We start from the raw sequence: 13,143 nt of genomic DNA, 5'->3' as shown, positions 1-13,143 counted from the left end.
CCTTTATCGTTGTTTTATACAAAGCAACGCGATTGTGGTGCAGTTCAGCCCTCTCAACCTAGACGGTTATCCGATGTCACCCATCCCCGGTCACTTGCTACTATAAAGATTGACTCGTTTTCAGACCAGATGACGCTGGCTTTGACAAAAGCAGGCTGCTGGATTGAAGGCTCATAATCAGCCGGCAACGGCGATCAGCAGGACGGGAAGACAGGGAACAAGATGTTTGAAAAAGCAGTGAGTCGCGCGTTATTGGTTTACCTGCTGGTCTCAGTAGTGGGTTGCGCCTCAATTGAAGAGCAGCAGCAAAAACTGGATCAGCAAATTGAAGCCTATTACCAACTGGAAAACCCAACTCAGGCTCAGCGGGACGAGATCAAAAAAGAGTTAGAAAGCACCGAACACCGCAGCGCTTGGGCGACGGCGGTGTTGGCTGGAATCTATAACCATGAGTCGGCAACTCAGGAAGAGAAAGCCAGAGTCTTGCCCCTGTATGAACAGGCGATTGAGCTGGGATATAGAATCCCAAAAACCATCTCTTTCGTTGCCAATCAGCATCTTAAAGGTACGCTACCCAATGCCGACAGAGTTAAGGGCCTGCACTACCTCAGGTTAGCCGCCAATCTGGAAAATGAGTGGGCGAAAATCCAGATGGCAACCCTTTACATGGAGGGCGCCCCGGATATCAAACTGCCGCCCTTGCATAAAAATGCCTCACACTATATTGCCGCGGATCACACCAACTTTATGGCCTGGCATTGCCTGAACATATACAGCTATCGTTTATCCAAAACCTGTGTGGAGTATCTGCTTGCAGCCGAAAATCACGATCACCAAAGTCGCAATGTGATGTTGGGACTGGGAGTGATTTATGCCAATGGCTGGCAGGTCGAACCAAATGAACAACTGGCAGCCAACTACTATTCGAAGGCTGCCGAGCTGGGGTTACCTCAGGGGCGCTGGTTATTGACAGAACTCTATCTCAACTCTGATAGCCATAACGAGCAGCAACAAGGCGTCGCCCTGTTGCAACAGATTGCCAATCAGCAAGATGATTATGCCCTCTCCGCCCGCGCCAGGTTGGCGCAGTATATGTTCAAGCAGGGACAGTATTCAGCAGCCTATGAATATGCATCTCAGGCAGAACGTTCTGCCGACGTCATGTATCAGCTGCATCAGCATTACCAACAGGGACTGGGGGTAAAGGCTGACCTGGACAAAGCCCAGGCTTATCTGTTGTCGGCGGCGAACTATGGTCATACTCAGGCGATATTTGATCTGTACTCAACAGCTGAGCTCAAGGAGTCGGTTAGGCGCAGATTCATTGAAATTGCTGCGCAGAATCATAATCAGGATGCCGCGGTATGGATGAAAGACAAGGCTAAAGAACAACCGGATCATGAGCAATATCTGGTTTGGCTGACTGAAGCGGCGCTGCTTGGCGATAAAGAGTCCCAACAAACTATCGCTCAGTATTACCAATTCAGATTCAGCAATCCTGCCTATGCCCAAAACTGGCAACACAGCGCCAGTGACACCGGCAGTAACGCGGCAGCCAATAATCTGAGTGCCATTCCTTCCCCAATCGTCCCGTTGCCCAGCGGCAAATTGCTCGACGATGGCTCATTTATAATCCCGGAACATCACCAGCTTCTCCCGAACGGAAACAATAGTGTGCTGCAGGGCAACATCAGTCACGCCTGGCGTACTCATTGCGGCTGGGTGATAGAACGAAAAACCGGTGAAGTCGGCGTCATAGTCGATACCCGTCAGCGTGATTGCATCCCCAGCGATCAAGACCTGGAGCCCTTGCTTGAATTCGGTGTCCGCGACCTGACCCATAACCTGGCGGCCTCCACAGCCATACTTAACAATGGTCAGCTGATCAGTTGGGGTTCCAGATTATTGGGCGGGTATTTAGTTGACGAAGCCCTCTGGCAGGACAAACGGGCCCCTTCATGGGAAGAGCTGCTCGCCATCTATCATGATTTGGAAAAAGATGTTGTCTCTGTCAGCGCCATGGAATCCAGCCTGCTGGCACTGACCGCCGATGGCAATATATGGCAATGGGGTATGAACGGCGGCAGCTATCTGATCCCGGGCAAATATCACCAATTACTGGGTGGCTATATCAGCAGAGACGCCTGTGGAGTGACCACGACAGGCGGCCTCAATTGCTGGCACCAGAACAAGCCGATGCAACCAATAACACTGATTACCCAAGGGGTAAACACAGTCCGCTCGGCACCTCGTCTTGGCAGTGCCTATGGTTTTGTTGTGATGAGCATATCGGACGAGGGGCAACTGGCCGTATGGAACATTTACTACAACATGATAGACGCCGATCAGGCGCTGATGAATGATCCGGAAATCAACAGCTACACCTGGAGTGATTTGAGGCCCAGTGGCAGCGAAGATCAGTCAATGCTGGCGACCCGAAGTGATGGTCGCACCTATCGCTTTTATTACCCGAAAAACCTGGATATCACCCGTTATCGGTTGGAGAGATAACCTGATGACACATGAGATAAAGTGGCTGTGTGAACAAGTTAAATGGGCTGAAATTGACGAAGACAGTGGCGAAACCGCAGATGTTTACCTGTCCAGCGATGACGAATTGGACGCTCTGGAGAAATTTGCCGGCGCGCCGCTACCAAAGGATTATCGCTGGTTAATGAAGCACTATGGCATGCGTAGCTTCGTCGATGATGAGCGAGTGAATATCAGAATAAACGGCATTTCACTGTCATTTCTGACTCACTTCAGCGACGCCAGAGATACCTTATATGCGTCGGAATTGTATTCAGGTGTTGATTACAAGCGAATTCCGCCGCAGACGCTGGTGATTGCAGACTCATTGTCACGGGACTTACTGGTGATGGGTTTATCAGAACAGAGCTATGGAACAATCTATTACATCAGCAGCTGGAAGCCCTGGGGTGCATTTGACGATGAAGACTATATGGTCAAACTGGCAGATTCTTTTAACCAACTCCTCACCATGGTCGTAGAGAATCACTCACCCGAGGAACCGGACTTTAATATTCCTGACGATAAGATTCTCTGAATAACTTACCGGATAAAACTCCCGCCCAAACAAACCCGAATAAAATCAACAGAAAACACACTTGCAATTAACAATTGTTGAGCACACTATCTATCCATTAAAGACACAAACAAAAGGAATTGACTGTGCCCAGCATGCTTACAGAGCAAGTTCAGCTCGGATTTGATATTGCCACCAGTGTTACCATTATTGGCGCTTTAATTTCATGGAGTTTAGAGAGTCGTCGGCGCGCATCGAAAGAACGTCAGCTGGGCTTGAATGAGCAAGCACGGGTTGCTTCGCTGGAGAAGGTGCAAACCATCCTCAGCGAATTTGAAACCAGCTTCAGCGATATGGTGCAGTCCTGCACCCAATTCACCAGCCCAATACGCCGCAGGGTCAATACGCAAAGTGAATCGCCATTTGCAGCGCTGGAACGCTACCTGACCAACCGTCCCGGAGAGATTGATAAACTGGTTGAGTCCCTCGAACAAATCCGCCACCACGTGGACATTTATTACGAAGCTATCCAAAAGCGCAGATACTCTTTGGTTCCTGTGCTCGACTCTCTGTCCGGTGGTGAGAAGTTTCTCACTGCGCTGCAGCAGGACATCCGGGAAATCGGCCATGCCCACGACAGTATCAACACTGGCTATGTGGCGCTGTTAAAAGAGTTTCACCAGCTCACTCAATACGCCAATTCGCTATTGGAGTCTGCACCGCAGGATGTTGAAGACTCAGAGAAAGTCGATTTACTGATGAATGACGGGCCATTTATCAATCGCTCCTACGCCCTGTTAGCCGACGCTGACTATGACAAATGGGTGGACAGTTTTGTTCCATCAGGCAAAGAGCCTGAATTCCGGGAGCGCCGGGACAACAACACACTGACAGACAACACTCAGCTTTTAGTGCATATCAACATCAACCTGGCAGGTAACCTGATACGCAATCAACAACGCCTGTATGCACAAATACTCTGGCTGGCTTGCAAGCAGGTATCCTCCGCCCAGGTTGAGTGCAAAGATATTTTGATAAAGCTCAGTGCCCTGACCCACAAATTGATGGCCAATAATGAAGAAACCCAACTGGAAGACATCATTAAGCTATATGAGTCAGATGAGTACTTTGGACGAACCAGCTCTGTGCGCTAAATATCGCTGGTGATGTTAATCCCCCTGACTAAAGCCGAGCGTCTGACGCTGTTAATTTGCCTTCAGCGCCCGGCTTATACCTGGGGTATCAGAGAGTAATAGATTATTGGGTGATTGTTTTTGGCCAACAACCAAAGACAATAGACAGACCACTTAAAGGACTCATCGGATTATGACGACTCAACCTCTGGACCTGTTACCCCTGGCGGATCAGCTGGAAGCCTTTATTCAGGAATCTATTCCCAATGCCTCTCGCGTCAGCAAGTATGGTGGCACCCTGTTTACCCTCAAGCCTGAATTGAAAGAAGGCCAGTTTTGTGGCGTGTTTATCTATGCTGCTCATGTGCAGGTGTCTATCAGCCACGGTATGCAACTGGATGACCCGAAAAAGCTGCTGCAGGGCACAGGCAAAACCCGCCGTCATATCAACTTCAAATCCATTAATGAAGTGGATTTTGACGCCCTTAAATATTTGCTGATACAAGCGTCAGAGTTCCAGTAGCCTGCGCCCCTGTAGTTTAAGGTCCCAGTCGCAGTGACACCGCCCGGCTTGCTGTGTCAGCCCATCTTGTCTTGGCTTTCCCAATCTTTCGACTGAGTTCAGCAAACAAGCATCCAGACCAGCATCTGTGCTGTTGAGAGGAGAGCGCAGTGCAGGAATGCGGCGAAGGTAGCTGTTATCAACTTAGTGGAAGTTGCATATTAATCAGCTCCTCAGCTTCAGAGGTCCGAATAAAACCTTTTGATTCATAGAGTTTAATTGCAGGATTTTCACTGAACACGTTTAAAGCCAAGTTGGCAGATCCACGTTGGCGGGCATGCTCAATCACCAAATCCAGGCACCTGGACCCCATACCTTTCCCCTGCAATTCGGGCAGTATCTGCAGATCCCACAGTAAAGTCGTGTCATCACTATACTTCAGACAAACAATGCCGATACGCTCGTTGTCTGCATAAATGTCATAGTTATCCAACGCTTCCCAGCCAACTAAAAACCCTTGGTGATCCCATACTTTCCCGCGAGCCTGATAGTAAGTGTCCATATTTGCTTTGGCGAGGCGCTCCGCAAACAAGGGATCAGAGCTTTTGACTAACGTCACTTCCATCCATTTTCTCCTATCAGTCTCTGGTCGGCGGGCTGCTCCTAAGCCAGTACCAATACAGAACCGGGATAGCTTTTTCAATAGACCAATAGCGAGATAAAACTGGCATCATCTCTGTTAGCGTCGGTTGGCCGCTAAGTTCCCAATCTGGTTTACCCGCCTGCTCAGTTACCCAAATGCTCAATGGAGAACACAAAGTCAGATTGAGCCAAAGGGGCATGACAGGCGCGGCAGGCATCCAGGTTTTTCTTTGCCGGTTCGCCATTGGGTTTGTAAGTCGCAAAATCCCAGTCGCCGGTATGAAGGTTGAAATTGGGAGTTTGTCCGTCACCCAAACCCGGCTGCTTTTCCATCACAGCCACCAGTAGCAATTTATCTTTTACTCTGCGTCCCAGAGCGCTGGTGACCACCTTGCCCTGCTCGTCCTTCTTCACCGAGTAGATCTCGGCCACCAATACGGAACCATGGCCGAGGCCGCCGGAGCTGTTCGCCCCTTTCATAGCCACATCATTGGCAAACAGGCGAATAAACTGATCCGAGTTCTGGGTACGATCCAGAGAGAGGTACTCAGTGAACCCTTGCTGATAATTATCGGGAAACGCGACTTTATCATTGGCTGTCAACTGCATAGGCATAAATGCCAAAACCACCATTATTTTGAAAAGTTTCATTTGTTAACTCCTCACAAAATAGTTCGCATACATACTGTCTGTATACAAATCAAATTGCAACCCAATCTCTGTCTATCTACAATGAACCTCGACCTAAACACTAAAAGGCCATCCCAATTGCCTACAAACGCTGCCCGCCTGGACGACCAACTTTGCTTTGCGCTATACACGGCTTCCAACAAACTCACCGCCATGTACCGCCCTATTCTTGAATCAATGGGCTTAACCTACCCGCAATTTGTGGTGATGATGGCGCTGTGGGAAACCGACAATGTCTCCATTACCCAACTGGCCCAGCGCGCCAGCCTGAGCAAGGCAACCATGACCCCTTTGCTGAAAAAGCTTGAGGCGAAATCCCTGGTTAGATTGAAGCGTTTGGCAGGTAATGAAAGGCAAAAGAACGTTACCCTGACAGATGAAGGCAAGGCATTGGCAACCAAGAGCGTCAGTGCCACAGAAAGTGCATTTTGTGCCACTGGCTTGTCACTTCAGGAGGCGATGTCGGTTATCGAGACATGTAATAAGATTGGTCAAAAATAACTGCCGACGCCTTGTCATCAGGCCAGAGTATGGCTGTGAACCCCCTGTCCAAACACCGGACAGGTGTTGAGAAGAGAGATAGACAATCCAGCGCTGAAACCCGCCGCTCTTGTTGTATCAATAATTCTCCCCGGACAGAGATGCTAATCCTTACCTAAACAGGTAAAATCGCGCGCCCACGTGTCGCTGATAGATGTTCCTCCATGCACCACCCCAATAACTTGTTTACCCGCTTTAACGCCAACATCGAGCACCTGGCACTGCCAGATGCCTTTACCTTTCCCTTCTTTTATCAGCCTCATGAGCTATGCGAAATAGCCGCACATGAACTGCAGGAGTACCTGTTAACCCGGGAAGACTGGCTGTTGGAATTTGGCGTGCCTTCCGAAGCTGACAAGAAGGCGGGTGAAGAGAAAGACGAGGGCTCTCAAGCCCCCGGCGGCATGGGTAAGATGTTTGGGGTATTACTGGTTCGCTCCCCTCAGGGTGAGCTGGGGTATTTCAGTGCGTTTTCGGGCAAGGTCTCAAACCAAAACCTGCACCCACACTTTGTGCCACCTGTGTTTGATATGCTGACCGAGCTAAGCTTCTTCCACCAGGAGCAGCAGACCATTACCGGGATCAGCCAGCAGATAAAGTCTTTGTCTGGCGATCCCCGTATTGCCGGGCTGAATACCCAGCTCAGCCAGTCTATGGCTGAATACCAAAGCTGCGAGCAGCGCCAGCGTCTGAAGATGATTGAGGGTCGCGCCGCACGTAAACTGCAAAGACAAAAGGCGCAGGCTGAGCTCACCGGCGAGGCATTGCAAACCGCGCTGGATGCACTGGCGGTGCAGAGTGTGGCCGAGAAAAATGAGCTTAAATACCTGAAGCTGGAATGGGATGAAAAAATTGCAGCCATTCAAGCAGAGCTCGCGGCCTTGACCACTGCCGTAGAGACACTTAAAGCGCAGCGCAAGGTATTATCAAACACCCTTCAAAATAAGCTGTTTGAGCAATATCAGTTCTTCAATGCCGTTGGGGATAACAAGTCACTCAGGGCTATCTTTGCAGCCAGTGCAAACCCGGCCCCGCCAGCCGGAGCCGGAGAGTGCGCCGCGCCCAAGTTATTGCAATACGCCTATCAGCATGGCTATACGCCGCTGGCCATGGCCGAGTTTTGGTGGGGCACCTCACCCAAGTCTGAAGTTAGACAGCACAAAAAGTTCTACCCTTCCTGCCATGGCAAATGTCACCCCATTCTCAGCTATATGCTGGAGGGGTTAGAGGTCGACCCCAACCCGCTGGAGCAAAACTGGGGAGCAAACAAACCACTGGAGGTGATCTATCAGGATGACGCGATCGTGGTAGTTAACAAACCGTCAGGCTTACTGTCTGTACCGGGAAAAGCTGTTCAGGACTCAGCCTACACCCGGGTTCAGGCACTGTTCCCGGACGTCGAGGGCCCATTTGTACTGCACCGTCTGGACATGGCAACATCAGGCCTGTTGGTATTTGCCCTGACACGCCGCGCCAACAAAAGCTTGCAACAGCAGTTTATTAGCCGCGGAGTGGAGAAACGCTATATCGCCACAGTGGAAGGTGTCGTCGAGCAATCCGCTGGTGAAATTAACCTGCCAATGCGTGGCGATCCCGACGACAGACCAAGGCAGCTGGTGTGCTTTGAACACGGCAAACCTGCCACCACCTATTGGCAATTGATCGAAGTGAAAGACGGCCGCAGCAAACTTTATATGCACCCCAAAACCGGCCGCACCCATCAACTGCGGGTGCATTGCGCCCACCACATGGGACTGAATATGCCCATGGTCGGCGACGGCCTGTATGGCGAAGAAGACTCTCGCCTGCACCTGCATGCAGAGCAACTGGCCTTCGACCACCCGTATACCAAAGAGCGAATGACGTTTAGTGTACCCTGTGAGTTTTAGGTTTCCGCTGATTAGCGGGGAGGATGGTTAGCCAAGCTTCGCTTGGCATTTGGTGAAGCCTCTGCCGAGGCTTTCCGCCAAATGGCGGGATATGAATTACCTTCGGCAATTAAAGGGATAGCCAAGCTTCGCTTGGCCGAAATCGCGGGCTTCCAGCCCACACCCGGGCAGAAGGCTTTGCTCGCCCAAAGCCCTCTGCACTCCAAAGGGCGCCCCAACCAACGCTGACAACTCCTCGGCCTTATGCTGAAAATTGGCTAACGCGACAGACGCTCGTCCATGATTCGACTGTCGCTGCTTCGGCATCCATGCCTCGCTACACCATTTTCAGCAACACCCTCGGCAGCGTCGGACAGGGACTAGGTGCAACCTGCAATTCCTGCGCATTTCTTAAACCTATCCATCTTTCTTTACATCCATATACAAAGCCAGTTCGTCATCCATGACAGCGCCCGCTATTTCAACCTAATCCCTCCGGCAACTTCGGACGGGGACTTAGTGCAATCTGTAAGTAACGCGGACTGATTAACCCGTATCTATCTCTCTGATTCTATTTTCTGCTAACCGGGCTATAACTGTGAGAAAGATTGCGAACGTGTTTGGTATGAAACCTAAGCTAACAATTAAGCGGCTTACCGCCATAGCCCGATTTAAATCCCCTGTGTCATAGTGGTTATTTCACTGCGCTAGAGTGTATGTCCGAGCCCATGTTGTATTGGCATCCCCAATTTGCGGCTCCCTGAAGCGCGGCAAGTGCACCCAGGGAGAGTGCACTGATATAAAGAGGGGAATGCTATGTCAGATCTATCCACGACTGCGGAAAGTCACGCGCAGCGAGACGCAGAAACAAACTCATCCATAAACTGGCTGGGTTGGTCGGCCAAAATCTGGTTTGTGGTCACCGCTATCGGCCAGTGGCTGTTTGTCGCCTATATCGCCGGATACTATGGCTCCCGTTTTGCCGCCAACGGCGTCGATGGCTTTGAAGGAACCCGGCTGGCCAATGGCTTTATTACAGGCGACAGTGTCGGCAATAACATGCTGGCCCTGCATATTCTGGGCGCAGGCCTGATTATCGCCGCTGGACAGTTGCAACTTATGCCCAATATCCGCAGTAAAATCCCCCGCATCCACAGATACAGCGGCTGGTTTTACATCATCGCCTCAGTCATCGTCAGTATGGCGGGCACCTATCTGACCTGGGCCAGAGAGCGGGCGATAGGCTCAGTGGTTCAGGACATAGGTACCACAACCAGTGGCGTTCTGGTCGTCGCCTTCGCCGCCCTCGGGCTTTACTATGCCATTAACAAAGACTTCGCCTCCCACCGCCGCTGGATGCTACGCCTGTTTATGGTAGTTAGCGCCGTCTGGTTCTTGCGCCTGATGACCTACGGCTGGTTTATGACAACCGGCGGCATCGGCATAGACTCCAAAACCTTCAGCGGCCCCTTCCTGGAAATTGTCAGCTACGCCCAGTTTGTTATCCCACTCGCTGGATTGCAGCTGTATTTCTGGGCCCAAAAGTCCAAGAGTCGCCTGGCAACAAACTTTAGCGCAGCCGTGATTCTGCTGCTGACATCTGCCATGGCTATTGGGATATTTGCCGTTGGGGGGTCATGGATTTCCCGCATGGCGGGGGGATAAGACGTGGGCTCCAGCCCCCCACAGTTGCCTGCGGCATAGGTTAGCCAAGCTTCGCTTGGCCGAGATCGTGGAGCTTCGCCCCACACCCGACCAAAAGGGGATCTACAGCAATCCCCTCTTGGATCACCCCTGCCGCCCCAGACGGAGACGAAAACCCCTCGGGCTTATGGATGAAATTGACTACCGCTTCAGACGCTCGTCCATGATTCGACTGAAGCTAGCTCGACATCCATGTCTCGCTCACGTCATTTCATCCAACACCTCTCGGCGTCTCCGATGGGGATAAGGTGTAACCCGCAGCACCGAGTAAATAACTTCGGGACAGGAGTTACTTTGGGCTCATGGGGATATAAACTATGCGTCCTTTAAAGCTAATCCGTAACCTCGAACATGCGTAATGATCTCGTTTACTTCATCGAAGGTTAAATCCTTTAGTGAGTATGTGTTAGGGAATGATCTGAGTGCTGCTACCCACCAAACACGACCCTCGTCGTCCTCGTCGTCCTCGTCGTCAAACTCGCACTGACTGCATAGCTGTTCCAAGTACTCTAAACTAACGCCAGAGTATTCAGAACAAGCAGCCTCCCATACACCATCTTTAAAGGTCTCATCTACACTTGCAGCAACGTAATGGTCAAAATACTTCTTAATGAAAGCATCACCAGTAGGTAGTTGGTGTGTAGATGTTACATTGCGAATATTCCATTCCCACTCAGGATCATCTAGTGTCGCAAGTAGTTCTTCATCCCAAACAACACTCTTGTTACTAGATAGGCGGTGGAAGTTCACATAATCCCTGTGTTCTTCAATTAGCTCCTTTGTCCAAGTAACAGCCTCATTGCTACATAACTCGTTCATCGCCAGTTCCCAACGGTGCTTACGGATGAACTCAGGAGACCAAGGTTTTGTTTTGTCTTTTGCGAAGGCAATACGCTGCATGTACTCATAATCCTCTGTACCACGGTGTGTAGTACTGCAAGGAATGTCAGTCCTGTGGCTGAACCACTTCTCTTTTAACTCTTGAGGTATGGAAGGGTTACAAATCATCTTAGAGACAGCCCACTTCTTACCTGCGTACTCTTGCTCGGTGTTCATTATCTCCCAGATAAGGTTATGAGACCATTCAGCATTCTCGTTACCAGCAAGACCGTAGAAGTAAATCATATCTTCTAGGTCTTCCTCATACATCCAACCATTGTCAGAGTCGATCCAGTACTCCTCAATAGCACCGTAACTCAAAAGCATTTCCCAAGCTTTTTTAGTTTCATAATCCTTTTTAGAGAAGGCAGATAAAATACCAAACGCCCACGACACATCAATAACGCCCACACAAGCAGCGTAAGCAATAAATATAGGCTTGTTAGAGGATTTTACTTGTTCAGGTGTGATTTCATGCTCAAGGAGCTTTAGGTCAGAGAAATTGGGGTAAGTCTCAAAGCCAGTATCATCTTTAATAATATAGTTAGGGTTACTAAAGGTAAAACTATCGCCGTTCTCCTCGAGCCAATCTACGTCATTTACCCAGTCACCTGCTGTGCCTAGTAGGTACACACTTAGACGTGAGACTCGGCATGAGGCAGACTCACCCCACAACTTCTCAACCACCTTCACAAGGTCTGGACGGCGTTCTAAGATACCTTGTTTAATAGCCATAGTCAGAGATTTACGGTTAGCTAGGATCTTGTTAGTAAGACCCATTAGCTTGCTAGATTTCGCTAGGACAATATCGGTCTTCTGGCGGACTTGGATTTCATGCTTGTTCATATTCTTCTTTTGTATCTTCTAAAATCTCTGCTAGTGCTTCTTTGGTATCGTGGAAGTAGTCCATCCAATCGTCAATCTCGATGATATCCCGCCACGACTCAGATTCGCGGATACTTACGATCTCATCTTCCAAATCTTTCGCTTTCTGGCGAAGTTCTTGGACTTTGTTTTGCAACCACTCTTTTTCATTCGATGAGTCGGAAGCACTACTCCAATGCATACCTCCTTCTAGCATTGATATCAGTTCGCGAAGGACTTTTAGGTCCTTAGCTTTATAAGCGCGGTTAACATCGGTCATGAGCTCCGTAGCTTTTTCTTTCTGCTCCTCACCAACACGGTCAGGATGACAAAGCTTACTGGCCTTACGGTAAAGTGCTTTAAGTTCCCTTTGCTCCTCAGGTGAGAGATTGTTTACATCTTTCTTAATCTCTTCTTCATGCTCTTCCGAGAAACTTTTATGATCTTCTGAGGCTTCTTTATAGTCCTTCTCAGAACCGCCTTCGATGTCCTCTTTCTTGCTCTTGAGGTTTTCGTACTCTTCGCGTATTTCACCACGAAGCTGCTTAATCTGTTCTTCAACATCAAAGATACGATCAGAGATCTCGTCGTACTCTTCGGAGAACAGTTCACATTCATCTAGTCGAGTATTGAGCTCAGTTAGTTCGTTTTGTAACTCATGCAACTTAGAGCGTTTCTTGTTGAAGGACTGGTGGGATTCTTCATATGCTTGACGTTCTGCCTCGTACTTCTTTCGGTAGATACAGCGTTTAAAGAAAAGAATCTCAGCCATGATGCCACCTACTTGTAAGTGGTACTCACGGTTGAAGTCTTCAATAAGCCCCACCATTTCCTCTTTATCAGCAGTGAGGACACTGATGCGGCTACCAAGTAGGTTAATCTCGGATTTAAGAGTTTGAATCTCTGGGTCTTCGAAGATAACCAAACCAGTGTGGCTCTTAATGAATTCATCAATTGCCTTGGAAGCATCTGAATAGAAAGAACACTCGATCAATTCCAAGATGTTACTTAGGCCTTGGCTTTCAATATCTTTTAGCAACTCAACTTGTACTGATACCAATTGATGCTCTTGGAGAGCAATGCAGTTCTTGATAAGCTCAAGACGTTTGATAATAACGTTCATTTAAGACTCCAAAATTGAGGGCCAGGAGTATACGATTAATCACGTTATTTCATAAGCGTTTATTGCTTAGAATATGTGCCCAGTCATATAGACGCCAAAGTGCCGGAATCGACATTGTCACGATACAGATAAACTTCTGGTGGCTGGTTACG

Annotated in this window: 11 protein-coding genes; 7 read left to right on the top strand and 4 right to left on the bottom strand. The window is 49.4% G+C overall.

Features of this window, described 5'->3' with window-relative positions:
* The first annotated feature begins 222 nt into the window (after positions 1-222).
* The 4 genes from ACFOE0_RS18270 (at position 223) to ACFOE0_RS18255 (ending at position 4,702) form a co-directional block, all read left to right on the top strand.
* On the top strand, positions 223-2,511 hold the full coding sequence (locus ACFOE0_RS18270; RefSeq protein ID WP_248934048.1) for a hypothetical protein: 2,289 nt from the start codon (positions 223-225) through the stop codon (positions 2,509-2,511).
* A gap of 4 nt (positions 2,512-2,515) precedes the next feature.
* Complete coding sequence (locus ACFOE0_RS18265) at positions 2,516-3,067, top strand: SMI1/KNR4 family protein (RefSeq protein WP_248934047.1); 552 nt, start codon at positions 2,516-2,518, stop codon at positions 3,065-3,067.
* Between the two features lie 125 nt (positions 3,068-3,192).
* Positions 3,193-4,200 carry a hypothetical protein gene (locus tag ACFOE0_RS18260; RefSeq protein ID WP_248934046.1) on the top strand — a complete coding sequence of 336 codons (1,008 nt, stop codon included), beginning with the start codon at positions 3,193-3,195 and terminating at the stop codon, positions 4,198-4,200.
* A gap of 172 nt (positions 4,201-4,372) precedes the next feature.
* Positions 4,373-4,702: a DUF1801 domain-containing protein gene (locus tag ACFOE0_RS18255; protein WP_248934045.1), complete on the top strand. Its 330-nt coding sequence runs from the start codon at positions 4,373-4,375 to the stop codon at positions 4,700-4,702.
* Positions 4,703-4,880: 178 nt separating this feature from the next.
* Here ACFOE0_RS18255 and ACFOE0_RS18250 read toward each other — a convergent pair whose 3' ends face one another.
* Positions 4,881-5,306: a GNAT family N-acetyltransferase gene (locus ACFOE0_RS18250; protein WP_248934044.1), complete on the bottom strand. Its 426-nt coding sequence runs from the start codon at positions 5,304-5,306 to the stop codon at positions 4,881-4,883.
* Positions 5,307-5,467: 161 nt separating this feature from the next.
* On the bottom strand, positions 5,468-5,974 hold the full coding sequence (locus ACFOE0_RS18245; protein ID WP_248934043.1) for a cytochrome P460 family protein: 507 nt from the start codon (positions 5,972-5,974) through the stop codon (positions 5,468-5,470).
* A gap of 117 nt (positions 5,975-6,091) precedes the next feature.
* Between ACFOE0_RS18245 and ACFOE0_RS18240 the strand changes: the two genes are divergently transcribed.
* The 3 genes from ACFOE0_RS18240 (at position 6,092) to ACFOE0_RS18230 (ending at position 10,086) form a co-directional block, all read left to right on the top strand.
* On the top strand, positions 6,092-6,514 hold the full coding sequence (locus ACFOE0_RS18240; RefSeq protein ID WP_248934042.1) for a MarR family winged helix-turn-helix transcriptional regulator: 423 nt from the start codon (positions 6,092-6,094) through the stop codon (positions 6,512-6,514).
* Between the two features lie 203 nt (positions 6,515-6,717).
* A complete protein-coding gene (locus ACFOE0_RS18235; protein ID WP_248934041.1) occupies positions 6,718-8,442 on the top strand; it encodes an RluA family pseudouridine synthase in 1,725 nt (574 codons plus the stop codon).
* 795 nt (positions 8,443-9,237) lie between these two features.
* Positions 9,238-10,086 carry a DUF2306 domain-containing protein gene (locus ACFOE0_RS18230; protein ID WP_248934040.1) on the top strand — a complete coding sequence of 283 codons (849 nt, stop codon included), beginning with the start codon at positions 9,238-9,240 and terminating at the stop codon, positions 10,084-10,086.
* Between the two features lie 354 nt (positions 10,087-10,440).
* Here ACFOE0_RS18230 and ACFOE0_RS18225 read toward each other — a convergent pair whose 3' ends face one another.
* Both ACFOE0_RS18225 and ACFOE0_RS18220 read right to left on the bottom strand, forming a co-directional pair.
* Positions 10,441-11,850, bottom strand: coding sequence for a hypothetical protein (locus tag ACFOE0_RS18225; RefSeq protein WP_248934039.1), 1,410 nt, complete (start codon positions 11,848-11,850; stop codon positions 10,441-10,443).
* Complete coding sequence (locus tag ACFOE0_RS18220) at positions 11,837-12,991, bottom strand: hypothetical protein (RefSeq protein ID WP_248934038.1); 1,155 nt, start codon at positions 12,989-12,991, stop codon at positions 11,837-11,839. Before ACFOE0_RS18220 ends, ACFOE0_RS18225 begins: the two co-directional genes overlap by 14 nt.
* Positions 12,992-13,143: the final 152 nt, after the last annotated feature.

It is taken from the genome of Shewanella submarina, from assembly GCF_042646185.1.
In the GTDB taxonomy this organism is placed as follows: Bacteria; Pseudomonadota; Gammaproteobacteria; order Enterobacterales; family Shewanellaceae; genus Shewanella; species Shewanella corallii.
The sequence above is the reverse complement of the archived record's forward strand: the minus strand, read 5'-3'. Positions and strand labels throughout refer to the sequence as shown.

Coding starts and splice junctions, on each gene's coding strand:
- ACFOE0_RS18270 (WP_248934048.1), top strand. CDS start 223: ATGTTTGAAAAAGCAGTGAGTCGCGCGTTATTGGTTTACCTGCTGGTC.
- ACFOE0_RS18265 (WP_248934047.1), top strand. CDS start 2,516: ATGACACATGAGATAAAGTGGCTGTGTGAACAAGTTAAATGGGCTGAA.
- ACFOE0_RS18255 (WP_248934045.1), top strand. CDS start 4,373: ATGACGACTCAACCTCTGGACCTGTTACCCCTGGCGGATCAGCTGGAA.
- ACFOE0_RS18250 (WP_248934044.1), bottom strand. CDS start 5,306: ATGGAAGTGACGTTAGTCAAAAGCTCTGATCCCTTGTTTGCGGAGCGC.
- ACFOE0_RS18245 (WP_248934043.1), bottom strand. CDS start 5,974: ATGAAACTTTTCAAAATAATGGTGGTTTTGGCATTTATGCCTATGCAG.
- ACFOE0_RS18235 (WP_248934041.1), top strand. CDS start 6,718: ATGCACCACCCCAATAACTTGTTTACCCGCTTTAACGCCAACATCGAG.
- ACFOE0_RS18230 (WP_248934040.1), top strand. CDS start 9,238: ATGTCAGATCTATCCACGACTGCGGAAAGTCACGCGCAGCGAGACGCA.
- ACFOE0_RS18225 (WP_248934039.1), bottom strand. CDS start 11,850: ATGAACAAGCATGAAATCCAAGTCCGCCAGAAGACCGATATTGTCCTA.
- ACFOE0_RS18220 (WP_248934038.1), bottom strand. CDS start 12,991: ATGAACGTTATTATCAAACGTCTTGAGCTTATCAAGAACTGCATTGCT.